We start from the raw sequence: 26,979 nt of genomic DNA, 5'->3' as shown, positions 1-26,979 counted from the left end.
GGGGCACGCCCCGAGGTGACCCAACCCAACCGGAAACGAGCGGAGCAGGGGCGAGGACACGCACTCAGGCCGCAGGAGAGGGCCGAATGGGCTAAGGACGACAGGAAGGATGAAGGTTCGTCAACGAGGTGCTCCCGGCACTGGAGCAGCGGGGTGCGCCAACCGGCTCGCACTCCCCGCGGCACCAACGACCTTTGTGCATCCTCGCACCACCGGCAAGTCCTCGGGGCCGGTATGCGCGCGGTTTCGGACGATGAACGGGGGCAAATCAGACAGTCGACATGCAGCTGTTCCCCAGTGTTTACGCGCCCAGGGCGCGCCCTCCGCCGGCCGTGCGCCCCCTGCGCCCCCCGTCTGCCGGAGTGCGCCCGACGCGATCTCACCAATGGTCCGAACGGGTGCGCAATACGGTAGTTGACGCATCTTCAGGCGCACTCCGGGGTCTACGCTTCAGGCCGTGAAGGCAATCCGCAGATTCACCGTCCGCACCGTCCTGCCCGAGCAACTCCAGCCGCTGCACGAACTGGCGCTCAACCTGCGCTGGTCCTGGCACCCCGAGACCAGGGAGCTCTTCCGCTCGGTCGACCCAGAGGTCTGGGCCGCCGTCGGCGAGGACCCGGTCCGGCTGCTGGGCGAGGTGCCGGCGGCCCGGCTGTCCGCGCTCGCCGCCGACCGGCGGTTCCTGCGCCGGCTCGGCGATCTCGCGGACGACCTCCGCGACTACCTCACCGGCCCGCGCTGGTACCAGTCCGCCCTCCCGCCCGGCGACGGCTCCGGCCCGCTGCCCGCCGCCATCGCCTACTTCTCGCCCGAGTACGGCATCGCGGCCGCGCTGCCGCAGTACTCCGGCGGGCTCGGCATCCTGGCCGGCGACCACCTCAAGGCCGCCAGTGACCTGGGCGTGCCGATCATCGGCGTCGGCCTGTTCTACCGGCACGGCTACTTCCGCCAGTCGCTGTCCCGGGACGGCTGGCAGCAGGAGCGCTACCCGCTGCTCGACCCCGACGAGCTGGCCGTCAGCCTGCTCCGGGAGCCCGACGGCACGCCCAGCCGGGTCGACCTGGCCCTGCCGGCCGGCCGCAGCCTGGCCGCGCACATCTGGAAGGCCCAGGTGGGGCGCGTCCCGCTGCTGCTGCTCGACTCCGACATCGAGCCCAACGGCCCGGCCGAACGCAACGTCACCGACCGGCTCTACGGCGGCGGCAGCGAGCACCGGCTGATGCAGGAGATACTGCTGGGCATCGGCGGGGTCAGGGCCGTGCGCAGCTACTGCCGGCTCACCGGCCACCCCGCCCCCGAGGTGTTCCACACCAACGAGGGCCACGCCGGCTTCCTGGGCCTGGAGCGGATCCGCGAACTGGTCACCGCCGAGGAGAAGCCCGGCGACGGCGACGCCCCGGCCCCGGCCCCGGCCCCGCTCGGCTTCGCCGCCGCCCTGGAGGCCGTCCGCGCGGGCACCCTGTTCACCACCCACACCCCGGTCCCGGCCGGCATCGACCGCTTCGACCGCGACCAGGTCGCCCGCCACTTCAGCGGCGACGCCGCGCTGACCGGCGTCCCGGTCGACCAGGTGCTCGCGCTCGGCGCCGAGAGCTGGGCCGGCGGCGACCCGAAGCTGTTCAACATGGCCGCCATGGGCCTGCGGCTGGCCCAGCGAGCCAACGGCGTCTCCACCCTGCACGGCGAGGTCAGCCGGGCCATGTTCAACGGCCTGTGGCCGGGCTTCGACGCCACCGAGGTGCCGATCACCTCGGTCACCAACGGCGTCCACGCGCCCACCTGGATCGACCCCGCGGTGGTCCGGCTCGGCGCCGCCGAGATCGGCCTGGAGCGGGCCGAGGACGCCATGGCGGTCGGCGAGGAGACCCGCTGGACCGGCCTGGAGCGGATCGGCAACGCCGAGATCTGGGAGCTGCGCCGCACCCTGCGCGCCCAGCTCGTCGAGGAGGCCCGCAGCCGGGTCCGCACCTCCTGGCGCCAGCGCGGCGCCGGCGAGGCCGAACTCGGCTGGGTCTCCAGCGCCCTCGACCCGGACGTGCTCACCATCGGCTTCGCCCGCCGGGTCCCCTCGTACAAGCGGCTCACCCTGATGCTGCGCGACCAGGACCGGCTGCGCTCGCTGCTGCTGCACCCGACCAGGCCGGTGCAGATCGTGGTGGCCGGCAAGGCGCACCCGGCGGACGACGGCGGCAAGCGGCTGATCCAGCAGCTGGTCGCGTTCGCCGACGACCCGGCGGTCCGCCACCGGATCGTCTTCCTGCCGGACTACGACATGGCGATGGCCACCAACCTCTACCCGGGCTGCGACGTCTGGCTGAACAACCCGCTGCGCCCGCTGGAGGCCTGCGGCACCTCCGGGATGAAGGCCGCCCTCAACGGCTGCCTCAACCTCTCCATCCTGGACGGCTGGTGGGACGAGTGGTACGACGGCCAGAACGGCTGGGCCATCCCCACCGCCGACAGCGCCGGCCTCGGGCGGCTCGACCCGGAGAGCGCCGAGGCGGAGAAGCGCGACGACATCGAGGCCGCCGCGCTGTACGACCTGATCGAGCACCAGGTCGCGGCCCGGTTCTACGACCGGGGCGCGGACGGGCTGCCGCACCGCTGGATCGCGATGGTCCGGCACACCCTGGTCACCCTCGGCCCGAAGGTGCTGGCGGGCCGGATGGTCCGCGAGTACGTGGAGCGGCTGTACGCCCCGGCGGCCGCCGCCCGGCGGCAGCTGGCCGCGACCGAGGGCGGCGGTCCCTCGTACGCGGGGGCCCGGGAGCTGGCCGAGTGGAAGGCCAGGGTCCGGCAGGCCTGGCCCGCGGTCCGGGTCGAGCACGTCGAGGCCGACGGCCCCGACGAGGCGCAGGAGCTCGGCAGCACGCTGGCGCTGCGGGTGCAGGTGACGCTCGGCCCGCTGGAGCCGGCCGACGTCGAGGTCCAGGTGGTCTCCGGCCGGGTCGACGAGAGCGACGGCATCTCGGACGCGGTCGCCATCGCCCTCAAGCCGGCCGGCGGCCCCGACCTGGACGGCCGGCAGCGCTACGAGGGCTCGCTGGAGCTCTCCCGCACCGGCCCGTTCGGCTACACCGTCCGGGTGCTGCCCGCCCATCCGCTGCTGGCCTCGCCGGCCGAGCTCGGCCTGATCACCCTCCCCGCGGAGGCGGCCGGGATGGACGCCGGCATCCTGCGGTGAGCCGCGGCTGAATTCCCTTGCGCGGCCCCTCGCCGGTCATTATCGTCACTCTGACCATAATGACCGGGAGGGGCCGTGCCCATCATCGACTTCCTGAGCGGGCTCACCGCACCGCTCACCACCGTGCTCGGGCACGTCGGCGGTGACGGGGTCACCTGGGCCGAACTGCTCGGCTTCGCCACCGGCGCGGCCTGCGTCTGGCTCACCGTCCGCGCGAGCATCTGGAACTTCCCGGTCGGCATCGCCAACAACCTCTTCTTCCTGGTCCTCTTCGCGGGCGCCCGGCTCTACGCCGACGCCGCCCTGCAGGTGCTCTTCCTCGCCCTCGGCGTCCACGGCTGGTGGCAGTGGCTGCGTGGCCGGGCGCCCGGCCCGGGCGACGCCGGCGGCCCCGTCGTGGTCCGCCGGGCCACCGCGCCCACCCTGCTCGCCCTCGCCACCCTGCTCGGTCCGGCCACCTGGGGCCTGACCGGACTGCTCACCTGGGCGGGCGACAGCGCACCGTTCTGGGACGCCCTGACCACCGCTCTCTCACTGGCCGCGCAGTGGCTGCTCAACACCCGCCGGATCGAGACCTGGTACCTCTGGATCGCCGCCGACCTGGTCTACATCCCGCTCTACCTCAGCAAGTCGCTGGACCTGACGGCCCTGGTCTACCTGGTCTTCCTCGGCATGTGCGGGGCCGGACTGCGCTCCTGGCGGCGGAGCCTGGCCACCGGCCCGCACACCGCGGCGGTGCCGGCATGAGCGGGCGCTTCCGGCACGGCCTGGTGATCGGCAAGTTCTACCCGCCGCACGCCGGCCACCACTTCCTGATCCGCGCCGCCGCCGACGCCTGCGAACGGGTCACCGTGGTGGCGATGGCCGCCGACACCGAGTCGATACCTCTGGCCGACCGGGTCGCCTGGCTCACCGAGGCCTGGTCCGGCGACCCGTGGGTGCACGTCACCGGCGTGGTCGACAACCTGCCGGTCGACTACGACAGCGCCGAGGTCTGGGCCGCCCAGGTGGACCTGATGCGGCAGGGCGTCGCCGCCGCGCCGCCCGCCGCACCGGTCGACGCGGTCTTCAGCTCGGAGCCGTACGGGACCGAACTGGCCCGGCGGTTCGGGGCCGCGGCCGTCGTGCTCGACCAGGGGCGGGACACCTTCCCGGTCTCCGGCACCGCGGTCCGGGCCGACCCGGCCGCGTACTGGTGGGAGCTGGAACCACCGGTACGGGCCTGGTTCACCCGGCGGGTGGTGGTGGTCGGAGCCGAGTCCACCGGCACCACCACGCTCTCCCGGGACCTCGCCGGGGCCCTGCGGCGGCGCGGCGGGCCGCACGCGCTCACCGGCTGGGTGCCCGAGTACGGCCGGGAACTGACGGCCGCCAAGGTGGCCGTCGCCCGGGCCGCCGCCGACCCGGCCGGGCCGCTGCCGACCGTCTTCGACGTGGAGTGGGACGACCGCGACTTCGAACTGGTCGGCCGCCGGCAGAACGAGGCCGAGGAGCGGGCCGCCCGCGGCGGCGGGCCGGTGCTGGTCTGCGACACCGACGCGCTCGCCACCACCGTGTGGCAGGAGCGGTACCGGGGCGGGGTGAGCGGGGCGGTGCGGCGGTGTGCGGCCGCGATGCCGCCGCGGGCGCTGTACCTGCTGACCTCGGACCGGGGGGTGCCGTTCGAGGACGACGGGCTGCGGGACGGGGAGCACCTGCGGCCGTGGATGACGGGCCGCTTCCGCGAGGTCCTCGCAGCCGGCCGGACACCATGGCTGGAACTGCACGGCGACCGCCAGGAACGCCTCCACCGCGCCCTGACCGCAGTCGACCACCTCCTCGCCACCCCAGGCTGACCCACCAGGGACACGGGCCGCCCTTTTAGGGGCGCGGGGAACTGCGCGAAACCGGAAGGGCACCCACCTGCGCCCGGAGTCCGAGGGCCGGATGTGCCTAGGTAGCCCGTCGGTCCCTCGGCAGGCTTCCGCCCCGCGCAGTTCCTCGCGCCCCTGAAGACCTGCCGCCCAGGGTGAGCGAGGGCGGCAGGGCACCCACCTGCACCCGGGGTCCGAGGGACAACCCCCAGGGGCGCGGGGAACTGCGCGAAACCGGAAGGGCACTCACCTGCGCCCGGAGTCCGAGGGCCGGATGTGCCTAGGTAGCCCGTCGGTCCCTCGGCAGGCTTCCGCCCCGCGCAGTTCCTCGCGCCCCTGAAGACCTGCCGCCCGGGGTGAGCGAGGGCGGCAGGGCACCCACCTGCACCCGGGGTCCGAGGGACAACCCCCAGGGGCGCTAAAAAACGCCCTCGGGCCCCTCGGGGTGGCCCGTGGGGCTCTAGACCAGGCTGTCCTTCCAGGTGCGGTGGAGGTCGGCGAAGCGGCCTTCGCCGGAGATGAGGGCGGTGGGGGAGCCGTCCTCCACGACGCGGCCCTGGTCCATCACCAGGACGCGGTCGGCGATCTCCACGGTGGAGAGCCGGTGGGCGATGATCACGGCGGTGCGGCCGGCCAGCACGGTCTGCATGGCACGCTGCACGGCCTGCTCCCCCGGCACGTCCAGCGAACTGGTCGCCTCGTCGAGGATCAGCACGGCCGGATCGGCGAGCAGCGCCCGCGCGAACGCGACCAGCTGCCGCTGCCCGGCCGAGATCCGGCCGCCGCGCTTGCGGACGTCGGTGTCGTACCCGTCCGGCAGCGCGGCGATGAACTCGTGCGCCCCGATCGCCCGGGCCGCGGCCTCGACGTCGGCGCGGGTGGCGTCCGGCCGGCCGATCGCGATGTTCTCGGCCACCGTGCCGGAGAACAGGAAGGACTCCTGGGTCACCATCACCACGTTGCGCCGCAGGTCCGCCGTGGACAGCTCGCGTAGGTCGACGCCGTCCAGGGTGACCAGGCCGTCGGTGGGGTCGTAGAACCGGGCCAGCAGTTTGGCCAGGGTGGACTTGCCCGCGCCGGTGGCGCCGACCACGGCGGTGGTCTGCCCGGCGGGCAGCACCAGGTCGAGGACGGGCAGCACCTGCTTCCCGGTCCGGTAGGCGAACCGCACCTGCCGGAAGGCGACCTCGCGGCCCGCGGCGGTCGGCGCCGGCAGCGCCACCGGGGCCGCGGGCTCCGGGACGGACGGCTCGTGGGCGAGCAGGCCGGCCATCTTCTCCAGGGCGGCGGCGGCCGACTGGTAGCTGTTCAGGAACATCGCCAGCTGGTCGATCGGGTCGTAGAGCCGCCGCAGGTAGAGCACGAAGGCGGTGAGCACGCCGAGCTCCAGGCTGCCGTCGGTGACCAGGTAGGCGCCGAGCAGGACCACGCCGGTGATCCAGGTGTTGGCGACGGCCCGGGAGAAGCCGACGTAGCGGGCCATCTCCAGCAGGCCGTCGGCGGTGGCGGCGGCGGACTGCCGGTTGACGGTGCCGAAGGCGTCCTCGTTGGCCTGCTCGCGGCGGAACGCCTGCACCGGGCGGATCCCGTTCATGGTCTCGGTGAACTTGACGATCACCGCGGCGACCGCCGTCCTGGACCGCCGGTAGACCCGCAGCGACCGCCGCCGGAACGAGCGGATGATCAGGTACATCGGCAGGAAGGACGCCAGCGCGGCGAGGCCCAGGCGCCAGTCCATCACCATCAGCACCAGCGAGATCAGGCTGACCGAGAGCGCGACCGACAGCAGCTCCTGCAGGCCCTCGTTGAGCAGCTCGCGCAGCGCGTCCACGTCGCTGGTGGCGCGGGAGATGATCCGGCCGGAGGTGTAGCGCTCGTGGAAGTCCAGGCTGAGCCGCTGGGCGTGCCGGAAGATCCGGCCGCGCAGGTCGAGCAGGACGTCCTGGTTGATCCGGGCGCTGTAGCGGATGAACAGCCGCTGCAGGTAGGTGGAGAGCACCGCGCAGCCCAGGTAGGCGGAGATCACCGCGATCAGCGGGCCGCTGTCGTGGTCGCGCAGCGCCGGGATGCCCCGGTCCATCGCGAACGCCACCAGCAGCGGGCCGGCCTGCAGGGCGGCCTGCTGGACCACGATCACCAGCATGGCGAGCACGATCCGGCGGCGGTGCGGGCCCAGCAGCTGCCCGAGCAGGGCGCGCGCGGCGCCGGGCGGGACGGGGATGTCCTCCTCGTCGGCGGCGGGCGGCGGGAGCTCCTCCAGCTCCTCGGCGGGCTCCAGGGTGGTGGTCATCGCAGGGCACTCCCTTCGAGTTCCTGGGCGCTCTCGCCGGACATCAGTTCCCGGTAGGCCGGGGAGGTCTTCAGCAGGTCGTGGTGGGTGCCGACGGCGGCGATCCGGCCGTCGGCGAGGAGGGCGACCCGGTCGGCGAGCAGGACGGTGCTCGGGCGGTGCGCCACCACCAGGGCGGTGGTGCCGGACAGCACCTCGCGCAGCGCCCGTTCGACCAGGGCCTCGGTGTGCACGTCGAGGGCGGACAGCGGGTCGTCGAGGACCAGGAACGCCGGGTCGCCGACCACCGCCCGGGCCAGCGCCAGCCGCTGGCGCTGGCCGCCGGACAGGCTCAGCCCCTGCTCGCCGACCTGGGTGTCGGGCCCGGCCGGGAGCCGGTCGACGAAGTCGGCCTGGGCGGTGGCGAGTGCGGTGGCGAGCCGGTCGGGGCCGGCCTGCTCCGCGCCCATCAGGACGTTGTCGCGGACCGAGGCGGAGAACAGGGTCGGCTCCTCGAAGGCGACCGACACCAGCCGGCGCAGCTCCGTCCGCGGGATGTCCCGGACGTCGCGGCCGTCCAGGGTGATCGAGCCGCCGGTGGCCTCGTACAGCCGGGGGAGCAGGGCGGTGAGGGTGGTCTTGCCGCTGCCGGTGGCGCCGACCAGGGCGAGCGTCTCGCCGGGCCGGACGTGCAGGTCGACGCCGGCCAGCAGGTCGGGGGTGCCGGCCGGGGCGTCCGGGTAGCGGAAGCGGACCCCGGTGAAGCGGATGCCCAGGCCGTCGCCGGCCGGGCGGCCGGTGGGGCGTTCCACCGGGTCGGGTTCGTCCATCACCTCGAAGTAGCGGTCGGTCGCGGTGGCGCACTCGTTGGCGTACGCGAGCAGCCAGCCGAGCGACTCCACCGGCCAGCGCAGCGCCAGCGCGGTGGACAGGAAGGCGACCAGGGTGCCGGCCGAGAGGTCGTCGTGGGCGACCTGGACCGCGCCGACGGCCAGCGCGCAGCCGAGCGCCAGCTCGGGCAGGCCGACGATGACCGCCCAGAGGTTGGCGAGCAGGTCGGCCTTGCGCAGTTCGGTGGTGCGCAGCCGCTCGCTGTGCCCGGCGAACTCCTCGGCCATGGTGCGGTGGCGGCCGAAGGCCTTGAGGATGCGGATGCCCAGGATGGACTCCTCGACCACGGTGGCGAGGTCGCCGTTCTGGTCCTGGGCCTGCCTGGCGGAGGCGGCGTAGCGGCTCTCGAAGTAGCGGGTCAGCACCATCAGCGGGACGGCCGGCACCAGGGTGATCAGGGCCAGCTGCCAGCTGAGCGCGAACATCAGGGCGGTCCCGGTCAGGAAGACCATGGTGTTGACGATCAGGAAGACCAGTGGGAAGGCCAGGAACAGCCGCATGGTGAACATGTCGGAGGTGGCCCGGGAGAGCAGCTGGCCGGAGGACCACCGGTCGTGGAAGGAGACCGGCAGCCGCTGCAGCTTGGCGTAGAGGTCGCCGCGCATGGCGGTCTCGACCTTGGCCAGCGGGCGGGCCACGATCACCCGGCGGACGCCGAACAGCCCGGCCTCGACCAGGCCGAGCAGCAGCAGGACGCCGGCCAGCGGCCACAGGCCGGCCAGGTCGCGGTGGGCGATCGGGCCGTCGACGATCCGGCGCAGCACGATCGGCACCCCGAGCACGCTGACCGAGGCGATCAGCGCGGCCAGGACCGCCCCGGCCAGCCGCCAGCGGGCCGGGCGGGCGTACGGCCACAGGCGCAGCAGGGACCGCACGGTGGACCGGTGCGCCGGCCCGGCGGCGGGGTCGGGTCTGCGGACCGACGCCTCGTCAGGGTTGCCGGTGGTCTGCGCGCACTGCTCGTTCTCGGCCATCGCGGAGAGGGTAGGCCGTGACCCTGACATTTCTCATCCGGTTTTACGCCCCTGTCGGTGGGATCCGGCCATGGTCGGACCCGGCGCCGGCCGCGGGGTCCGCCGGGTCGACGGCCCGCAGCAGGCGGCAGGAGCGCCCGGCCACGGTGACGGCGGTCAGGGCGGGGTGCGGGCCCTCGTCGGCGGTGTCGCGGGAGGTGTCGACCTCGGTGCGGTAGGCGGACGCCCAGGGTTCGCCCGGCAGGGTGAAGGAGACCGCCTGCGGGCCGGCGTTGAGCAGCAGCAGGAAGCTGTCGTCGCGCAGCGGGCGGCCGTGCTCGTCGCGTTCGGACATCGCGGTGCCGGAGAGCAGCATGCCGAGGACCGCGGTCGGGGTGAACCAGTCGGCCTCGGTCATCTCCCGGCCGCTGTGGGCGAACCAGGCCAGGTCGCGCTGGCCGCCGGCGACCGCGGCCCGGCCGGAGAAGAACGCCCGCTGCCGCAGGACCGGGTGCCGCCGGCGCAGGCCGATCAGCCGCCCGGTCAGCTCGGCCAGCGAACGCCACTCGGGCTGTTCCAGCAGGGACCAGTCCAGCCAGCTGGTCGCGTCGTCCTGGCAGTAGGCGTTGTTGTTGCCGCCCTGGGTGCGGCCGAGTTCGTCGCCGGCGGTGAGCATCGGGACGCCGGTGGACAGCAGCAGGGTGGTGAGCAGGTTGCGCAGCTGGCGGTGGCGCAGCGCCAGCACCTCGGGGTCGGTGCTCTCGCCCTCGGCGCCGCAGTTCCAGGACCGGTTGTCGTCGGTGCCGTCCCGGTTGCCCTCGCCGTTGGCCTCGTTGTGCTTCTGGTTGTAGGAGACCAGGTCGCGCAGGGTGAAGCCGTCGTGCGCGGTGACGAAGTTGACCGAGGCGTACGGGCGGCGGCCGCCGCGCTGGTACAGGTCGGAGGAGCCGGAGAGCCGGTAGCCGAGCTCGCGGACGTCCGGGCGGGCGCCGCGCCAGAAGTCCCGGACGGTGTCGCGGTACTTGTCGTTCCACTCCGCCCACAGCGGCGGGAAGCCGCCGACCTGGTAGCCGCCGGCCCCGACGTCCCACGGCTCGGCGATCAGCTTGACCCGGCTGAGCAGCGGGTCCTGCGAGACGGCGCCGAGGAACGGGTGGTGCATCTCCACCCCGTCGCTGCCGCGGGTCAGTGCGGAGGCCAGGTCGAAGCGGAAGCCGTCGACCCCCATCTCGGTCACCCAGTAGCGCAGCGAGTCGGTGATCAGCCGGACGGTGTGCGGCTGGCGGGTGTCCAGGGTGTTGCCGCAGCCGGTGTAGTCGGCGTAGCCGCGGCGGCTGCGGTCGAGGCGGTAGTAGCCGCCGTTGTCGATGCCGCGCAGCGACAGGGCCGGGCCCATGATGCCGCTCTCTGCGGTGTGGTTGTAGACCACGTCGAGGATCACCTCGATGCCGGCCGCGTGCAGGGCGCGCACCATCCGCTTGAACTCGCCGACCTGCTGGCCGCGGCTGCCGGAGGCGGAGTACCCGGCGTGCGGGGCGAAGTAGCCGAGGGTGTTGTAGCCCCAGTAGTTGACCAGCCCGCGGTGCTGGAGGTGGTCCTCGCTGACGTGGTGGTGGACCGGCAGCAGCTCCACCGCGGTGACCCCGAGCCGGGTCAGGTGCTCGATCGCCGCCGGGTGCGCCAGGCCGGCGTAGGTGCCGCGGAGCTCCGGCGGGATCTCCGGGTGGCGCATGGTGAAGCCGCGCACGTGCAGCTCGTACAGGACGGTCTCGGCCCACGGGGTCTTCGGCCGCTGGTCGTCGTACCAGTCGTCGTCGTCGTGCACCACCACGCCGCGGGGCACGTAGGGCGCCGAGTCGCGGTTGTCGCGGACGGTGTCGGCGACCTCGCGCTCGGGCCAGTTGCGCACCGCGGTGCAGGTGGCGTCGTGCGCGGTGTAGTGGCCGTCGACGGCGCGGGCGTACGGGTCGAGCAGCAGCTTGGCCGGGTTCCACCGGGCGCCGGTCCACGGGTCCCAGCGGCCGTGCACCCGGTAGCCGTAGCGGGTGCCGGGCATCACCCCGGGCAGGTACCCGTGCCAGGTCTGGAAGGTCTGCTCGGTGAGCTGGTGACGGCTCTCCCGGCCCCGCTCGTCGAAGAGGCAGAGCTCGACGGCCTCGGCGGCCGGCGCCCAGAGTGCGAAGTTGGTGCCCCGGCCGCCCTGCAGGTCGGTGCGGAAGCGCGCGCCGAGCGGCTGCCAGCTGCCCGGCCAGGGGTCGGGCGGGGCCGGGTGGGGCGCCGTGCCGTTCGGCCGGTCGGCCGCCGGGCGCGGTGCGCCCGGGCTCGTCCCCGTGTCCAGCTCCTGCCACGCCGTCATCGCCGCACCCTCCCAGCGCGGGGGTCCCTTCCCCGCCTCCGTCTTGTTCCCTGATCGGATGCCGCAGTCACGTCCCGGTGCCTCTCGTGACGGAATGTGATGATTCTGTCCCGCGGTCGGCCGCCGCGACGGCCGTCGGGGGAGATCGTGCCCACGTGTCCCCGCCCCGATGCGGTCGTTATGCCCGCTACCGGGCCGGTCGCGGCCCCGGGCGGCTGATCAGGGAGGGCCGGGATGCACCCGGGAGTACGGGGCTGGGCGCGGCGGGCGGCGGCGCTCGGGGCGGGTCTGCTGCTGGCGGGGTGCTCGGGCGCCGGGCCGGGCAGCGCCGACGCGGCGCCGCCGGAGCCGCCGCGGGCGGTGCCGCACGCCGGGCTGGCCGTCACCCCGGCCGACGGCGCCCAGGAGGTGCCGCTCGACGGGCCGGTCACGGTGACGGTCGCCCGGGGCCGGCTGGTGAGCGTGCGGCTCGCCGACGAGAAGGGCGCCGAGGTGCCGGGCCGGCTCGGTGCCGGCGGCCGGAGCTGGACCCCGGACGGGCGGCTCGCGGCGGCCACCGCGTACACCCTGGACGCGCTGGCCGAGGACGACGAGGGGCTCACCGAGGCGCAGCACGCCGCGTTCGAGACCAGGACCCCGGACCGCACCTTCGTGGCCTTCTACACGCCGGAGGACGGGACCACGGTCGGTGTCGGCATGCCGGTCTCGCTGCGCTTCAGCCGGGCGATCACCGACCGCGCGGCGGTGGAGCGGGCGGTGGCGGTGACGGCGGACCCGCCGGTGCCGGTGGCCGGCCACTGGTTCGGCGGCCGGCGGCTGGACTTCCGCCCGGAGCGGTACTGGGCGCCCGGCACCCGGGTGACGCTGACCCTGCGGCTCAAGGACGTGCAGGGGGCGCCGGGCTACGTCGGCACCCAGTCCAGGACGGTCCGGTTCACCGTCGGCCGCTCCCAGGTCAGCACCGTGGACCTGGACACCCGGACGATGACGGTCCGCCAGGGCGGCCGGGTGGTGCGCACCCTCAAGGTCAGCGCGGGCGGGCCGGAGCACCCCACCTACCTGGGCACGATGGTGGTCTCGGAGCGGTTCCCGGTGACCCGGATGGACTCGCAGACGGTCGGGCTGGGGGACGAGTACGACATCAAGGACGTGCCGCACGCCATGCGGCTGACCGGTTCGGGGACCTTCGTCCACGGCAACTACTGGTCCCCGCGGACGGTCTTCGGCACCGCCAACACCAGCCACGGCTGCATCGGCCTCGCGGACGTCAAGGGCGGCTCCCCGGACTCCCCGGCCGGCTGGTTCTTCGACCACACCATCACCGGCGACGTGGTCGAGGTCCGGGGCTCCGCGGGCGAGCGGGTGCCCGCCGACAACGGCCTGAACGGGTGGAACCTGCCGTGGGCCGGCTGGACGGTACGGAGCGCGCCCGCCCCCCGGTGACCATTCACCGAACGGGCACCCGCCGCCCCTCGAAGATTCACTCAGACGGGCCAGTTATCCTGACCACCGCGCCGGTCCGGGGTCCCCGTCCGGCGAGCAGCGCGAAAGAAGTCGGCCCAGGGGTGCAACTCACCCGGGCGACAGCGCGTGTATCGCTTTGGGTTACCGGGAGGGGAGCAGACCGACGTGAAGCCGGTTCGGGCGGCCGACGCCGCCATACGCATCAACACGAGGACCGCCGGACGGGCCGTGCGGCGCTCCGGCATCGCGCTGGCGATGGGCGGCGTCCTGCTGCTCGGCGCGGCCTGCAGCAGCTCGGGCGGCGGCTCGGCGGCCGGCGGCTCGGGCGGAGCCACGGGCGGCGGGGCGGCCTCGGCCGCGGCCGAGCCCGCGAAGGTCTCCGCGGCGCAGCTGACCGTGACGCCGAAGGACGGCGCCACCGACGCCGCGCCGAACGCCCTCCAGGTGGCGGTGGCCAGCGGCAAGCTGACCAATGTCGAGGTGACCGACAAGAACGGCAAGGCGGTGGCCGGCACCATCGCGGCGGACGGCCTGAGCTGGAAGCCGACCGAGGCGCTCGCCGTCGGCATGGTCTACAAGGTGAACGCGCAGGCCAAGGACGACGCCGGCCTGGAGGCCGCGTCGACCAGCACCTTCACCACGCTCACCCCGGCGAAGACCGCGGCGACCAACGACAACATCTCCGACAACGGCACCTACGGCGTCGGCATGATCGTCTCGGTGGCCTTCAGCAAGCCGATCAAGAACACCAAGGCGGTGGCGGACGGCATCACCTTCGAGGCCTCCGACGGCACCAAGGTCAAGGGCCACTGGTTCGGCAGCCAGCGGCTGGACTTCCGTCCGGCCGAGTACTGGAAGCCGGGCACCAAGGTCACCATCCACTACCGCCTGAAGAGCGTCGAGGTCTCGCCCGGCGTCTACGGCGACGTGGACAAGGACGAGCCCTTCACCATCGGCCGCTACCAGGTGAGCACCGCGGACGCGGCCAGCCACCAGATGACGGTCAAGAAGGGCGACGGCTCCACCCAGACCATCCCGATCACCGCCGGCAACGACGACAACCCGTCGTACAACGGCACCATGGTCATCTCCAGCAAGGAGAAGGTGACCCGGATGAACTCCGCCACGGTCGCCAACGTGGTCGGCGGCGAGTACGACGTGCCGGACGTGCCGCACGCCATGCGGCTCACCAACAGCGGCACCTACGTGCACGGCAACTACTGGAGCAGCGCCTTCGGCAAGTCCAACGCCAGCCACGGCTGCATCTCGATGCAGGACGGCAAGGGCGGGGACGACAACTCCACCGCGGGCAAGTTCTTCGGCTCCTCGCTGGTCGGCGACGTGGTCAAGATCGTCAACGCCAAGGGCAAGCAGGTCTCCCCGGACAACGGCCTGAGCGGCTGGAACGTCGCCTGGGGCAGCTGGTAGCCCCGGGCAGTCACGGAGCATCGAAGGGCCCGGCCGTTCCTCGGAACGACCGGGCCGTTCTCCGTTCGTAACCGAATCTCGACCCTGGTCGCGCAACCTGGGTCGAGGACCCCACGTGTAAGTGGCTGACGGCCGACCGGGGAGATGGGGAGTACGCGAGTGAAGTCGATACGCACGGGCCTGGCGGCCGGGGCGCTCTCAGGTGCGCTGGTGCTGCTGGCGACGGGCTGCGGTTCGGGCGGCGACACCGGGAGCAGCAGCGCCGCGCGCCTGGCGGCCGGTGCGTCCCCGGCGGGCACGCCCGCCCCCGCCACCCCGGCGAAGCCCACCGTCTCCTCGGCGGCGGTGACCATCGAGCCCGCCGACGGCGCCACCGGCGTCAAGCCCGCGGGGGCGCTCAAGGTCGGGGTGAGCGGCGGGAAGCTGACCACCGTGGCGGTCACCGGCCCGGACGGCAAGGAGGTGCCCGGCGCGGTCGCGGCGGACGGCCTCAGCTGGGTGCCGAGCGGGAACCTGGCGGTCTCCGCGCAGTACCGGGTGGCCGCCAAGGCGGTCGACGCGGCCGGTCTGGAGACCACCGCGCAGAGCGGCTTCACCACCCTCACCCCGGCCAAGGACGCCGGCGCCCACGACAACATCGCGGACGGCGGCACCTACGGCGTCGGCATGATCGTCTCGCTCACCTTCGACCGCCCGGTCAAGGACAAGGCCGCGGTCGAGAAGGGGGTCACCTTCGAGACCTCCGACGGGACGGTGGTCAAGGGCCACTGGTTCGGCAGCCAGCGGGTCGACTTCCGCCCGGCCGAGTACTGGAAGTCCGGCACCACGGTCACCGTCCACTACCGGCTGAAGAGCGTCGAGGTGGCGCCCGGGGTCTACGGCGGGGTGGACCGCGACGAGCCGTTCACCATCGGCCGCTCCCAGATCAGCACCGCGGACGTGGCCACCCACCAGATGCAGGTGGTGCGCGACGGCCAGCCGGCCGACAAGGTGCCCTTCACGGCCGGCAAGGCGGGCTTCGACACCTGGAACGGCACCATGGTGGTCGAGGACAAGGCGGAGACCACCCGGATGAGCTCGCAGGGCGTCGCCGGGGTCGGCTCGGGCGAGGAGTACGACATCTCCGACGTCCCGCACGCGATGCGGCTGACCGACTCCGGGACCTACGTCCACGGCAACTACTGGAGCAGCGCGTTCGGCTCCTACAACGCCAGCCACGGCTGCATCGGCCTGGCCGACGCCAAGGGCGGCTCCGCCTCCTCGCGGGCCGGCAAGTTCTACGACTCCTCGCTGATCGGCGACGTCGTGACCGTGGTCAACTCCAAGGGCAAGCAGGTCGCGGCCGACAACGGGCTGAGCGGATGGAACCTGTCCTGGAACAACTGGTAGGCGTTCGAACGGTCCGCCGGGCGGGCGTTCGGCCGCGGCGGGCATATGCCAGACGCCTAGTGATCGTTTGGTCATTGTCCGTACGCGCCCGCATGCGTTCCGCAATGATTGGCGCATGGCAGGATGGGGCGAAGCGGACCGGGCATCACATGGGCTGGCGGAACTGGCCGATGACGGCCCGTCGGGCTGCGGCGCCCCGGCGCTGTCGGAGCTGGAGCGGCTGACGCCCGGCGAGCTGGAGCGCACCGCCCGCCGTCGGCTGCGGGAGCAGGCCGAGGACCAGGAGGCCCGGCTGCCGTCCCGGCCGGTGTCGGCCGGCGTCGCGCGCCGGGTGGTGCTCGGCGTGCTCGCCGACTGGGGCCTGCACCAGCAGCTGGAGGCCGGCGAACTGCTCACCGGCGAGCTGGTCGCCAACGCCGTGCGGCACGCGGGCGGGCGCACCATCGGCTTACGGGTGGTCCGCCGTCCCGGTGTGGTGCGGGTCGAGGTGCGGGACTCCTCGCGGGCGCTGCCCTGTCTGATCATGGCGGCCGAGCCGCTGCACGAGTCCGGGCACGGCCTGCGGGTGGTGTCGGAGATCGCCGACCGCTGGGGCGCGGATCTGCTGCCCCGCGGCAAGGGCGTCTGGTTCGAGCTCAAGGTGCGCGAGCGCACGACGGCCTGAGCGGCCCGGAGCGGCCGGGGGACGGGCCCGGGAAACAGTGCGGGGCCCCCGTCCACGGTGTACGCGGTTCAGGGGCCCCTGCAGGTCACCGTGCAGGCCTAGGGGGTGCTCGCCGCGCGGTGGTGACGGCCGGACCGGGTCATGGAGGCCGTGGATCGCGTCAGGCGTCTCGCAACGCCCGACTTGTTCGACTATCGCACGGTCTCAGCATGTGAGCAAATTGGATTGGAAGGTTTGTAACCCACTTCACCTTCAGTGTGCGAATAGATTCGCGTGACGGCCTCTGATTATTCAGCCAACGGTCGCCTCACGTGCGGATTCCGTACCGCCCCCCCCGGGGGCACCCCCCCCCCGGGGGGCGCGGCTCAGCACTCGATGACGTTGACCGCCAGGCCGCCGCGGGAGGTCTCCTTGTACTTGATCTTCATGTCGGCGCCGGTCTCCTTCATGGTCTTGATCGCCTTGTCGAGGGAGACGTGGTGCCGGCCGTCGCCGCGCAGGGCCATCCGGGCGGCGGTGACGGCCTTGACCGACGCCATGCCGTTGCGCTCGATGCAGGGGATCTGGACCAGGCCGCCGACCGGGTCGCAGGTCAGGCCCAGGTTGTGCTCGATGCCGATCTCGGCCGCGTTCTCGACCTGCTCCGGGGAGCCGCCGAGGACCTCGGCGAGGCCGCCGGCCGCCATCGAGCAGGCGGAGCCGACCTCGCCCTGGCAGCCGACCTCGGCGCCGGAGATGGAGGCGTTCTCCTTGAACAGCATGCCGATCGCGCCGGCCGCCAGCAGGAAGCGGACGATGCCGTCGTCGTCGGCGCCGGGGATGAAGTTCTGGAAGTAGTGCAGGACCGCCGGGATGATGCCCGCCGCGCCGTTGGTCGGGGCGGTCACCACCCGCTGGCCGGAGGCGTTCTCCTCGTTGACGGCCATCGCGTAGAGGGTGACCCACTCCATCGCGTTGGCCGGGCCGATGCCCTCGGCGCGCAGCGCGCGGGCGCCGGAGGCCGCGCGGCGGCGGACCTTCAGGCCGCCGGGCAGGATGCCCTCGCGGGCCATGCCGGCGTCGACGCACTCCTTCATCACGCCCCAGATCTCCAGCAGCCCGGCCCGGATCTCCGCCTCGGAGCGCCAGGCCTTCTCGTTCTCCAGCATCAGGCCGGAGATCGACAGGCCGGTCTCCCGGGTGAGCCGCAGCAGCTCCTCGCCGGTGCGGAAGGGGTAGCGCAGCGCGGTGTCGTCGGGGACCACCCGGTCGGCGCCGATGGCGTCCTCGTCGACCACGAAGCCGCCGCCGACCGAGTAGTAGGTCTTCTCCAGGACGGTGGCGCCCTCGGCGTCGAAGGCCCACAGGGTCATGCCGTTGGCGTGGTAGGGCAGCGACTTGCGGCGGTGCAGCACCAGCTGGGTGTCCGGGTCGAAGGCGATCTCCTGGGCGCCGAGCAGCCGCAGCCGCTTCTCGGCCTTGATCCGCTCGACGTCCAGGTCGGCCTGGTCGACGTCGACGGTGCGCGGGGAGTTGCCCTCCAGGCCGAGCAGGACGGCCTTCGGGGTGCCGTGGCCGTGGCCGGTCGCGCCGAGCGAGCCGAACAGTTCGGCGCGCACCGAGACGGCCTGGGCCAGCAGACCCTCGGACTTCAGGCGGCGGGCGAACATCCGGGCCGCCCGCATCGGGCCGACCGTGTGGGAGCTGGACGGACCGATGCCGATGGAGAAGAGGTCGAAGACGCTGATGGCCACGGGGACGTCCTTGTCTGGTCACGTGGAGACGTGCGGAGGTGCTTGGGGGGTGCGGGCACGGCGCGGGGCACCGCGGTCCACTGTCCAGTGTGCGCGGTGCCCCGGAGAACCGAGGGGTACGGCGGGGGTCGTCCGCCGTACCCCGGGGTGAACTACAGGTTCGGGTAGAGCGGGTACTTCTCGGCCAGCGCGGTCACGCGGGCCTTCAGCGCGGTGGCCTTGGTCCCGTCGAAGGCGGGCAGCAGCGCCTCGGCGATGATGTCGGCGACCTCGCGGAAGTCCGCGGCCTGGAAGCCGCGGGTGGCCAGCGCCGGGGTGCCGATCCGCAGGCCGGAGGTGACCATCGGCGGGCGCGGGTCGTTCGGGACGGCGTTGCGGTTGACCGTGATGCCGACCTCGTGCAGCCGGTCCTCGGCGTCCTGGCCGTTGAGCTGGGAGTTACGCAGGTCGACCAGGACCAGGTGGACGTCGGTGCCGCCGGAGAGCACGGAGACGCCGGCCTCGGTCGCGTCGGCCTGCAGCAGGCGCTCGGCGAGGATCTTGGCGCCCTCCAGGGTGCGCTGCTGGCGCTCCTTGAACTCCTCCGAGGCGGCGACCTTGAAGGCCACGGCCTTGCCGGCGATCACGTGCTCGAGCGGGCCGCCCTGCTGGCCGGGGAAGACCGCGGAGTTGATCTTCTTGGCGTACTCGGCCTTGGAGAGGATCACGCCACCGCGCGGGCCGCCCAGGGTCTTGTGGGTGGTGGTGGTCACCACGTCGGCGTACGGCACCGGGGACGGGTGCAGACCCGCCGCGACCAGGCCGGCGAAGTGCGCCATGTCGACCATCAGCAGCGCGCCGACCTCGTCCGCGATGCGGCGGAACTCGGCGAAGTCCAGCTGGCGCGGGTAGGCGGACCAGCCGGCGATGATCAGCTTGGGCTGGTGCTCCTTGGCGAGCCGCTCGACCTCGGCCATGTCGACCACGCCGGTCTCGTCCACGTGGTACGCGGCCACGTTGTAGAGCTTGCCGGAGAAGTTGATCTTCATGCCGTGGGTGAGGTGGCCGCCGTGCGCCAGGCTCAGGCCCAGGATGGTGTCGCCCGGCTGGATCAGCGCGAACATCGCGGCCGCGTTGGCCTGCGCGCCGGAGTGCGGCTGGACGTTGGCGTGCTCGGCGCCGAACAGCTCCTTGATCCGGTCGATCGCGATCTGCTCGACCACGTCGACGTGCTCGCAGCCGCCGTAGTAGCGCTTGCCGGGGTAGCCCTCGGCGTACTTGTTGGTCAGGACCGAGCCCTGGGCCTCCATGACCGCCACGGGGGCGAAGTTCTCGGAGGCGATCATTTCGAGGGTGGTCTGCTGGCGGTGCAGCTCGGCGTCGACCGCGGCGGCGATCTCCGGGTCGAGCGCGTGCAGGGACTGGTTGAGAACCGTCATGAGTGGGTCTTCCCGTGGGGCTGGGCGGTTACCTGAGGGGAAGGGGCCGTCCGCCGCGCTGCGGCCGGCCCCCTTTCACGCGGTGGGTCAGGCGCCGCTGGTGAACGCGGTGTAGGCCTCGGCGTCCAGCAGCTCGTCGGTCGCCTCGACCTTGAGCTTGAACAGCCAGGCACCCTCGAAGGGCTCGCCGTTGACCAGGGCCGGGTCGTCGATGACGGCCTGGTTGATCTCGACGATCTCGCCGGTGGCCGGCGAGTACAGGTCGCTGACCGACTTGGTGGACTCGAGCTCACCACAGGTCTCGCCGGCGGTCACGGTGTCGCCGACCTCCGGGAGCTGGACGTACACGATGTCGCCGAGCGCGTCGGCCGCGTGCTTGGTGATGCCGACGGTCGAGACGCCGTCAGCGTCGGCCGCGGTCAGCCACTCGTGCTCCTTGGTGTACTGCAGGTGCGTGGGGTTGCTCATGACGTCATTCTCCAGGATCGCAAGAGGGTAGGGCGAAGCAGTCCGCTGGGCGGACCGGCCTGTCGGGTTGGTGCGGGTCAGCGGGCGCGCTTGTAGAACGGCAGCGCGACGACCTCGACCGGCTCGTGCTTGCCGCGGACGTCGACCGCGACCGCGGTGCCCGGGGCGGCGTGCGCGGCGTCCACGTACGCGATGGCGATCGGCTTGCCCAAGGTGGGGGAGGGGGCGCCGGAGGTGATCCGGCCGATCGGGGTGCCCTCGGCGGAGACCACCGCGTACTCGGCGCGCGGCACCCGCTTGCCCTCGGAGACCAGGCCCACCAGCACCTGCGGCGGGGCGGTCCCGGCCGCGGCGGCGGCCCGCTCCAGCGCCTCGCGGCCGACGAAGCGGCCGTCGTTGGTGGTCTTGTCGAAGCGCACCACCCGGCCGAGGCCGGCGTCGAACGGGGTGAGGTCGGTGGACAGCTCGTGCCCGTACAGCGGCATGCCCGCCTCCAGCCGGAGGGTGTCGCGGCAGGACAGGCCGCAGGCCGCCAGGCCCTTGTCGGCGCCGGCCTTGCTGAGCTCCTGCCACAGGTGCTCGGCGTCCGCGGGGGCGCAGAAGATCTCGAAGCCGTCCTCGCCGGTGTAACCGGTGCGGGCCAGCCACACCTCGCGGCCGGCGACGGTGGCGGGCAGCAGCGCGTAGTACTTCAGCGCCGGCAGGTCGGCGTCGGTCAGCGAGGCCAGGATGCCGTTGGCCTCCGGGCCCTGGACGGCGAGCAGCGCGTAGGCGTCGCGGTCGTCGCGGACCTCGGCGTCGAAGCCGGCCGCCCGCTCGGTCAGCGCGTCCAGCACCACCTGGGCGTTGGAGGCGTTGGCGACCACCATGTACTCGGTCTCGCCGGTGCGGTAGACGATCAGGTCGTCGAGGATGCCGCCGTCCTCGCGGCAGATCATGGTGTAGCGGGCCCGCAGCACGCCGAGCGCGGAGATGAAGCCGACCAGCGCGTGGTCCAGCAGTTCGCCCGCCTGCGGGCCGCTGACGGTGATCTCACCCATGTGGGAGAGGTCGAAGAGCCCGGCCCGGGTGCGGACCGCGAGGTGCTCCTCGCGCTCGGAGCCGTAGCGCAGCGGCATGTCCCAGCCGGCGAAGTCGGTCATGGTGGCACCGAGCGAGCGGTGCAGCGCGTCGAGCGCGGTGTGGCGGAGGGACATGGCGGCGGGACTCCTTGGCTGGACACTCACGGAGCGCGCCCGCACCTGGATGCGGGCATGCGGGGGTGGAGTCTCCCCGTCTGTCGTCACAACCTGAGAGCTTCACCGCACACAAGAATGGCGGCTTGCACCGTGGGTGGGCGCACGGCGCGGCCGTGTCCACTTTCCAGATGTGCCTCGCCCGCGCGGTATGGGTGGCCTGAGAGATTCCGGGGAGGACTTGCTCCTTCGGCGCCGGCCCGTGCCGTGGAACGGCACTCCGGACTCTCCCGCGCGGGTTCGAGCGGCCAGTATGAAGTTCGATCGGGGTCATCATGGCATGCCTGCGGGGCCCTGCGGGAGGGGGGCCGGGCGATACGCTCTGCGGGACGGTTCTTCGGCCCGCGCACGGCGCGCGGCGCGCGGGCTCGCCCGGTCAGGGCGGAAGGGGCAGAGACGGATGGGGTACCCGGCGGGCGAGGCACGGCCTTGGACGGAGCCGGGCGCGGCTCCCGAGGGCGGGAGCTGGCCGGTCAACGAGCTGGAACAGGTGCTCACCGCGGCCCTGGGCGACCCGGGCGCCACGCCCCGGGTGATCGAGGTGCTGGCCCGCAGCCAGGTGTGGATCCCGCTGCCGGCCGGCGCCGACCAGCAGGGCCAGTCGCTGGACCTGCCGACCATCGAACTGGCCGGCGCGCCGTACGTGCCGGTCTTCTCCTCCCAGGAGGAGTTCCTGCGCCAGGCGCCCGGGATGGCCTTCGCCATCGCGCCGATGTGGGAGTTCGCCCGCGGCCTGCCGCTGGGGATCGGCATCGCGGTCAACCCCGAGGCGCCGGTCGGCATCCCGGTGCCGCCGGAGGGCGTCGGCGAGCTGCGGCGCGGCCCGCAGGGCGATCGGCCGGCGGACGGCGGCGTGCCCGAGGGGGCGCGGGTCGCCCTCAAGGAGCCCGAGCCGCACCAGGAGCCGTACGCCTTCCTGGCCGCCGCCGGATCCGAACTCGCGATGCTGCCAGAGGTGTTGACGGCCCGTCGGGCGCTGGCCAAGGTGGAGGGCGAGGCCACCCTGCTCTACCTGGGCATCCAGCTCGACCCCGCGCTGCCCGCCGACCCGGCCCGGGTGGGCGAGGCGCTCGGCCGGGCGCTCGGAACCGCCGCCCCGGCCTGGGGCGTCCACCTGGTGCTGCTGGACCTGGCCGCCGACCCGGTGGTCGACTGGCTGGTCACCCAGGTGCGGCCGTTCTACGTCCGCGCCTGAACGGCGGGCCCGGGGCCGGGCCCCGCGGGCGGCCCGCCGCGGCGGTGACCGTCCAGTAGGGGGACGGCGGTATGACGGCTGTCGGCCCTGCCCCATAGGGTTGCTGCCGACAGTCCGCGCGGCGGGGCCGCGGGGGCGACGGGACGGGCGAGAGCGAGGTGGGCGCGTGAGCGCGGGAGCGGCAGGCGGCGGCGCGCCGGGCCAGTGGGGCCAGGCGCGCCCCGGTGGTGACCCGGGGGCGATCGAGCGTGCCCTGGCCCAGGTCGCGCCCGAGCGGTACGAGGCCTACGAAGCGCTGTTGCGCGCGCTGGCCGAGGGCCAGGTCTGGATGCTGCTGTGGCACGGACAGCCCGGCAGCCCCGACGCCCAGTACGGGAACATGGACATCGGCGGTCTCGGCTACGCGCCCGCCGTCACCTCGCCGGGGCAGCTGAGCGCGAGCGGCTGGGCCCGGGGCCACGAGGCGATCTCCGGGCTGGAGATCGCCAACGCGCTCTACCGGACCCGCTGGGGCCTGTGGCTGGACCCGCACGTGCCCGGCGGCGGGGTCGGCGTGCCCTGGGCGGACCTGCGCCGGATCGCGGTGGGCCTGGACCGGCTCCCGGCCGGCCCGCTGCAGCTGGCCGAACCCCAGCTGGCCGTCCCGCAGTTCTACGCCCAGCTGGAGCACCAGGCGGCCGAGGTCAGGCCGCTGCGCTCGCTGCGGCAGGTCTGGGTGCGGCCCGCGCTCGGCGAGCCCTACCTGGCGATCGGCCTCGACCTGTACGACACCTCGCCGCCCGCGGTCGAGGCGGCCCGGGCGCTGGTCCAGCGCGCGGTGGCGCACCTGCCGGAGGGCACCTCGGTGTCGACGGTGATGCTGGCCGACGAGTTCGACCCGGTGGCGATGTGGCTGCTGGCCAACGCGCGTCCGTTCTACGACCGCGAGGCCCGGTTCGGCCCGCAGCAGGCGGCCCCGCAGCCGCCGTACCCGGGGTACGGCTATCCGCCCCCGCAGGGGCAGTCGGTGGCGGGCTGGCCGCAGCAGCCGTGGCAGGGCTACCCGGGCCGCTGAAATACGTTCGTATGCCATTTTCTGAGCACCCGTAGGCGTTTTCGCCCACGGGTGCTTCCTTTTGTCCCCCCGCGCCGACCTGGCAGTTTTCCGCCACTGGCGACCATCCGTCAGCGGGCGTCTTGACAGGCACGTAACACCTGTGTGAAGAGCGATATGCGGCGGAAACAGTCGTGCATGCAGGCAGATCACAGTTGGGCATCCTTCGGTTGTGAGGTCTGGCGCAAGGCTGTCCGAATGACACAGAGTGCTGCGCAATGCAGAGCGCGTAGCGAGCCCCACGAAGGCGAACGCGCAAGCTGAGAAACCTGATCGGCACGGGTCGCTTTCCGACCGGTACCACGCACCTCGCAACGACCCGGCGTACCGGCGCAGTTGACCGCCGCCCGTCCGGGACCGCAGTACCCCGGCATTTCAGCACCGCACCTTCAGCACCGCCGCACCGAGCCCGGCACCACCGCACCGACGCACCGTCACCAAGCATCAGTGGCGCATTCCGGCCCTTTCGAGCTCCTGGCCCCACCGGGCCGGGCAGGCCACGAACCGGCCGGAGACCGTGGGCCGGCCACCGTCGGCGAGGGGACCGAACTGACCATGACCACATCGAACGAGACCCTCGGCTCCGCACCCCAGGCCAAGCAGGAAACCGGCCCGGCGAAGCGGATCGAGGGCAGATCGCTCAGCCAGATCGCCTGGCTGCGCTTCAAGCGCGACAAGGCCGCCGTCGCCGGCGGCGTGGTCGTGATCCTGCTGGTGCTGCTCGCAGTGCTGGCCAAGCCGATCGAGGCGGTCTTCGGCCTCGACCCGAACGCCTTCCACCAGGACGCGCTGGACGCCAACCTCGGCGGCATCCCGTTCGGCGACTGGGGCGGCATGAGCTGGGAGCACCCGCTCGGTGTCGACGTCCAGTACGGACGCGACCTGCTGACCCGGGTCATCGAAGGCTCCTGGGTCTCGCTGCTGGTGGCCTTCGGTGCCACCATCCTGTCCAACGTCATCGGCACCGTGCTCGGCATCACCGCCGGCTACTACGGCGGCTGGGTGGACACCGTGATCAGCCGGCTGATGGACATGTTCCTGGCCTTCCCGCTGCTGCTGTTCGCGATCGCCATCTCGGCCTCGCTCAAGGACGGCGCGTTCGGGCTGCACGGCACCTCGCTGCACATCACGGTGCTGATCTTCGTGATCGGCTTCTTCAACTGGCCCTACATGGGCCGGATCGTGCGCGGTCAGACGCTCTCGCTGCGCGAGCGCGAGTTCGTCGACGCGGCCCGCAGCCTCGGCGCCCGCGGCCCGTTCATCCTCTTCAAGGAACTGCTGCCCAACCTGGTCGGTCCGATCCTGGTCTACTCGACCCTGCTGATCCCGACCAACATCCTCTTCGAGGCCGGCCTGAGCTTCCTCGGCGTCGGCATCGAGCCGCCACAGGCCTCCTGGGGCGGCATGTTGAGCAACGCGATCGACTACTACCAGGTGGACCCGCAGTACCTGATGGTCCCCGGCCTGGCGATCTTCGTCACCGTGCTCGCTTTCAACCTGTTGGGCGACGGGCTCCGTGACGCCCTCGACCCCAAGAACAACTGACGTAGCCGTCAGGGATTTCCACCGTCATCGCTCATCCTCCAAGGGGTTGATCTCAGCTATGCGCAGGTCCCGTACCGCCGCGCTGACCGCGCTCGCCGCGGCCGTGGCGCTGACCCTCACCGGCTGCTCCAGCAGCAAGGGCAGCACCGACGGCGCCACCAAGGGCGGCTCCGTCGCCGGCGCCGACGCCGCGACGAAGAACATCGTGAACGCCTCGGACACCAAGGGCGGCACGGTCGTCTACGAGCACTCCGACGTGCCGGACTCCTTCGACCCGGGCAACACGTACTACGCGTACATGTACAACTTCTCGCGTCTGTACGGCCGTCCGCTGACCACCTTCCAGCCCGCCGCCGGCGAGGCCGGCAACAAGCTGGTCCCGGACCTGGCCGAGTCGCTGGGCCAGGTCAGCCCGGACGGTCTGACCTGGACCTACAAGCTGCGGGCCGGCATCAAGTACGACGACGGCACCGCGGTCACCTCCAAGGACGTCAAGTACGCGGTGGAGCGCTCCAACTTCGCGCCCGACGTGCTGTCCAACGGTCCGACGTACTTCCACGACCTGCTCAAGGACAACGACACCCCGTACGCGGGTCCGTACAAGGACAAGACCGGTGACCTGAAGTCCATCGAGACTCCGGACGACACCACCATCGTCTTCCACCTGAAGCAGCCGTTCGCCGACTTCGACTACCTGGTCAGCGCCCCGCAGACGGTCCCGGTGCCGCAGGCCAAGGACACCGGCGCGGACTACGTCAAGCACATCGCCTCCACCGGCAGCTACAAGTTCCAGAGCTACGAGGACGGCAAGGAGGTCGTGCTGGTCCCGAACACCAACTGGGACCCGAAGACCGACCCGATCCGCAAGCAGCTCGCCGACAAGATCCAGGTCAAGCTGAAGATCGCGCAGTCGACCATCGACCAGGACCTGCTGGCCGGAAACGCCCAGGTCGACCTGGCCGGCAAGGGCGTCGACCCGCAGACCCAGGCCAAGCTGCTGCTGGACCCCAAGCTCAAGGCGCAGACCGACAACACCTACGGTGGCCGTCTGGTCTACACCGCGATCAACACCAAGGTCGCGCCGTTCGACAACATCGACTGCCGCAAGGCCGTCCAGTACGCGATCGACAAGGTCTCGGTGCAGACCGCGATCGGCGGTCCGATCCGCGGTGACATCGCCTCCACGGTGCTCCCGCCGGACATCCCGGGCTACCAGAAGTCGGACCCGTACGCGACCGAGGGCAACAAGGGTGACGAGGCCAAGGCCAAGGACGCCCTGAAGGCCTGCGGCAAGCCGGACGGCTTCAAGACCAGCATCATGGCCCGCCAGGACCGCTCGACCGAGGTCGCCTCGGCCACCGCGATCCAGGCGGCGCTGAAGAAGGTCGGCATCGACGTCGAGATCCAGCAGTTCCCGCAGGGCAAGTACTTCTCGGACTTCGCGGGCGTGCCGGAGTACACCGACAGCCACAACACCGGTCTGATCATGATGCAGTGGGGCGCCGACTGGCCGACCGGCTACGGCTTCCTGCAGCAGGTGGTGGACGGCCGGGCGATCAAGAAGTCCGGCAACACCAACCTCTCGCAGCTGAACGACCCGTCGATCAACAAGCTGCTGGACGACGCGATCGCCAACCCGGACCGGGCCGCCCGCGAGAAGATCTACGGCGAGATCGACAAGAAGACCATGGACGCCGCGGTCATCGTGCCGCTGACCTACTACAAGGTCTTCCTGTACCGCCCGGCGGGTGCCACCAACATGGCGTCCACCCCGGCCTTCTCCGGTCAGTACGACTACCTGAACATCGGCGTCACCAAGTAAGAGCCTGGCTCCACACCCC

The 26,979-nt window shown here is 72.5% G+C and carries 18 protein-coding genes and 1 riboswitch; of the genes, 11 read left to right on the top strand and 7 right to left on the bottom strand.

Annotation, left to right across the window (positions count from 1 at the left end; genetic code table 11):
* Positions 1-457: 457 nt before the first annotated feature.
* The 3 genes from glgP to AC2TEW_RS11945 all read left to right on the top strand — a co-directional run bounded on the left by glgP (position 458) and on the right by AC2TEW_RS11945 (position 5,019).
* Positions 458-3,184, top strand: a complete 2,727-nt coding sequence (glgP, locus tag AC2TEW_RS11955) for an alpha-glucan family phosphorylase (protein WP_484623349.1) — start codon at positions 458-460, stop codon at positions 3,182-3,184.
* Between the two features lie 75 nt (positions 3,185-3,259).
* The gene (gene pnuC, locus AC2TEW_RS11950) at positions 3,260-3,931 is read left to right on the top strand and encodes a nicotinamide riboside transporter PnuC (protein ID WP_484623348.1); all 672 of its coding nucleotides are present in this window, start codon (positions 3,260-3,262) and stop codon (positions 3,929-3,931) included.
* Positions 3,928-5,019, top strand: a complete 1,092-nt coding sequence (locus tag AC2TEW_RS11945) for an AAA family ATPase (RefSeq protein WP_484623347.1) — start codon at positions 3,928-3,930, stop codon at positions 5,017-5,019. Before pnuC ends, AC2TEW_RS11945 begins: the two co-directional genes overlap by 4 nt.
* A 478-nt stretch (positions 5,020-5,497) precedes the next feature.
* Here the strand turns inward: AC2TEW_RS11945 and AC2TEW_RS11940 are convergent, their stop codons facing one another.
* The 3 genes from AC2TEW_RS11940 to glgX are packed head-to-tail and all read right to left on the bottom strand — an operon-like array spanning position 5,498 to position 11,506.
* Positions 5,498-7,327 carry an ABC transporter ATP-binding protein gene (locus AC2TEW_RS11940; protein ID WP_484623346.1) on the bottom strand — a complete coding sequence of 610 codons (1,830 nt, stop codon included), beginning with the start codon at positions 7,325-7,327 and terminating at the stop codon, positions 5,498-5,500.
* On the bottom strand, positions 7,324-9,171 hold the full coding sequence (locus AC2TEW_RS11935) for an ABC transporter ATP-binding protein (RefSeq protein ID WP_484623345.1): 1,848 nt from the start codon (positions 9,169-9,171) through the stop codon (positions 7,324-7,326). Before AC2TEW_RS11935 ends, AC2TEW_RS11940 begins: the two co-directional genes overlap by 4 nt.
* 43 nt (positions 9,172-9,214) lie before the next feature.
* Positions 9,215-11,506, bottom strand: a complete 2,292-nt coding sequence (gene glgX, locus AC2TEW_RS11930; protein WP_484623344.1) for a glycogen debranching protein GlgX — start codon at positions 11,504-11,506, stop codon at positions 9,215-9,217.
* A 234-nt stretch (positions 11,507-11,740) separates the two neighbouring features.
* Here glgX and AC2TEW_RS11925 point away from each other — a divergent pair, with 234 nt between their 5' ends.
* The 4 genes from AC2TEW_RS11925 (at position 11,741) to AC2TEW_RS11910 (ending at position 16,451) form a co-directional block, all read left to right on the top strand.
* Complete coding sequence (locus tag AC2TEW_RS11925; RefSeq protein WP_484623343.1) at positions 11,741-12,949, top strand: L,D-transpeptidase; 1,209 nt, start codon at positions 11,741-11,743, stop codon at positions 12,947-12,949.
* 186 nt (positions 12,950-13,135) lie between these two features.
* Positions 13,136-14,398 carry a L,D-transpeptidase gene (locus AC2TEW_RS11920; RefSeq protein ID WP_484623342.1) on the top strand — a complete coding sequence of 421 codons (1,263 nt, stop codon included), beginning with the start codon at positions 13,136-13,138 and terminating at the stop codon, positions 14,396-14,398.
* 159 nt (positions 14,399-14,557) lie between these two features.
* The gene (locus AC2TEW_RS11915; RefSeq protein ID WP_484623341.1) at positions 14,558-15,787 is read left to right on the top strand and encodes a L,D-transpeptidase; all 1,230 of its coding nucleotides are present in this window, start codon (positions 14,558-14,560) and stop codon (positions 15,785-15,787) included.
* 115 nt (positions 15,788-15,902) lie between these two features.
* Entirely contained in the window at positions 15,903-16,451 is a 549-nt protein-coding gene (locus tag AC2TEW_RS11910; protein ID WP_484623340.1) for an ATP-binding protein, read from the top strand.
* Positions 16,452-16,816: 365 nt separating this feature from the next.
* Here AC2TEW_RS11910 and AC2TEW_RS11905 read toward each other — a convergent pair whose 3' ends face one another.
* The 4 genes from AC2TEW_RS11905 to gcvT all read right to left on the bottom strand — a co-directional run bounded on the left by AC2TEW_RS11905 (position 16,817) and on the right by gcvT (position 21,266).
* The gene (locus AC2TEW_RS11905) at positions 16,817-18,184 is read right to left on the bottom strand and encodes an L-serine ammonia-lyase (RefSeq protein WP_484623339.1); all 1,368 of its coding nucleotides are present in this window, start codon (positions 18,182-18,184) and stop codon (positions 16,817-16,819) included.
* Between the two features lie 152 nt (positions 18,185-18,336).
* Positions 18,337-19,602, bottom strand: coding sequence for a serine hydroxymethyltransferase (glyA, locus tag AC2TEW_RS11900; RefSeq protein ID WP_484623338.1), 1,266 nt, complete (start codon positions 19,600-19,602; stop codon positions 18,337-18,339).
* An 87-nt stretch (positions 19,603-19,689) separates the two neighbouring features.
* Positions 19,690-20,070: a glycine cleavage system protein GcvH gene (gene gcvH, locus AC2TEW_RS11895; protein ID WP_033820060.1), complete on the bottom strand. Its 381-nt coding sequence runs from the start codon at positions 20,068-20,070 to the stop codon at positions 19,690-19,692.
* 77 nt (positions 20,071-20,147) lie between these two features.
* Positions 20,148-21,266 carry a glycine cleavage system aminomethyltransferase GcvT gene (gene gcvT, locus AC2TEW_RS11890; protein WP_484623337.1) on the bottom strand — a complete coding sequence of 373 codons (1,119 nt, stop codon included), beginning with the start codon at positions 21,264-21,266 and terminating at the stop codon, positions 20,148-20,150.
* A gap of 176 nt (positions 21,267-21,442) precedes the next feature.
* Positions 21,443-21,548, bottom strand: a riboswitch (glycine riboswitch).
* Between the two features lie 157 nt (positions 21,549-21,705).
* Between gcvT and AC2TEW_RS11885 the strand changes: the two genes are divergently transcribed.
* The 4 genes from AC2TEW_RS11885 (at position 21,706) to AC2TEW_RS11870 (ending at position 26,960) form a co-directional block, all read left to right on the top strand.
* Entirely contained in the window at positions 21,706-22,500 is a 795-nt protein-coding gene (locus AC2TEW_RS11885; RefSeq protein WP_033820062.1) for an enhanced serine sensitivity protein SseB C-terminal domain-containing protein, read from the top strand.
* Positions 22,501-22,666: 166 nt separating this feature from the next.
* The gene (locus AC2TEW_RS11880; RefSeq protein WP_484623336.1) at positions 22,667-23,554 is read left to right on the top strand and encodes an enhanced serine sensitivity protein SseB C-terminal domain-containing protein; all 888 of its coding nucleotides are present in this window, start codon (positions 22,667-22,669) and stop codon (positions 23,552-23,554) included.
* Positions 23,555-24,148: 594 nt separating this feature from the next.
* Entirely contained in the window at positions 24,149-25,138 is a 990-nt protein-coding gene (locus AC2TEW_RS11875; RefSeq protein WP_484623335.1) for an ABC transporter permease, read from the top strand.
* Between the two features lie 58 nt (positions 25,139-25,196).
* Positions 25,197-26,960, top strand: coding sequence for an ABC transporter substrate-binding protein (locus AC2TEW_RS11870; RefSeq protein WP_484623334.1), 1,764 nt, complete (start codon positions 25,197-25,199; stop codon positions 26,958-26,960).
* The last annotated feature ends 19 nt before the right edge of the window (positions 26,961-26,979 follow it).

It is taken from the genome of Kitasatospora sp. NEAU-CNBT7 (assembly GCF_057220535.1).
This window is presented reverse-complemented; position numbering and strand designations above follow the sequence as displayed.

Excerpts from the sequence above, each read along its gene's own strand:
- AC2TEW_RS11945 (WP_484623347.1), top strand. The coding sequence starts at position 3,928 with ATGAGCGGGCGCTTCCGGCACGGCCTGGTGATCGGCAAGTTCTACCCG.
- AC2TEW_RS11940 (WP_484623346.1), bottom strand. The coding sequence starts at position 7,327 with ATGACCACCACCCTGGAGCCCGCCGAGGAGCTGGAGGAGCTCCCGCCG.
- AC2TEW_RS11935 (WP_484623345.1), bottom strand. The coding sequence starts at position 9,171 with ATGGCCGAGAACGAGCAGTGCGCGCAGACCACCGGCAACCCTGACGAG.
- glgX (WP_484623344.1), bottom strand. The coding sequence starts at position 11,506 with ATGACGGCGTGGCAGGAGCTGGACACGGGGACGAGCCCGGGCGCACCG.
- AC2TEW_RS11925 (WP_484623343.1), top strand. The coding sequence starts at position 11,741 with ATGCACCCGGGAGTACGGGGCTGGGCGCGGCGGGCGGCGGCGCTCGGG.
- AC2TEW_RS11910 (WP_484623340.1), top strand. The coding sequence starts at position 15,903 with ATGGCAGGATGGGGCGAAGCGGACCGGGCATCACATGGGCTGGCGGAA.
- glyA (WP_484623338.1), bottom strand. The coding sequence starts at position 19,602 with ATGACGGTTCTCAACCAGTCCCTGCACGCGCTCGACCCGGAGATCGCC.
- gcvH (WP_033820060.1), bottom strand. The coding sequence starts at position 20,070 with ATGAGCAACCCCACGCACCTGCAGTACACCAAGGAGCACGAGTGGCTG.
- gcvT (WP_484623337.1), bottom strand. The coding sequence starts at position 21,266 with ATGTCCCTCCGCCACACCGCGCTCGACGCGCTGCACCGCTCGCTCGGT.
- AC2TEW_RS11885 (WP_033820062.1), top strand. The coding sequence starts at position 21,706 with ATGGGGTACCCGGCGGGCGAGGCACGGCCTTGGACGGAGCCGGGCGCG.
- AC2TEW_RS11875 (WP_484623335.1), top strand. The coding sequence starts at position 24,149 with ATGACCACATCGAACGAGACCCTCGGCTCCGCACCCCAGGCCAAGCAG.
- AC2TEW_RS11870 (WP_484623334.1), top strand. The coding sequence starts at position 25,197 with ATGCGCAGGTCCCGTACCGCCGCGCTGACCGCGCTCGCCGCGGCCGTG.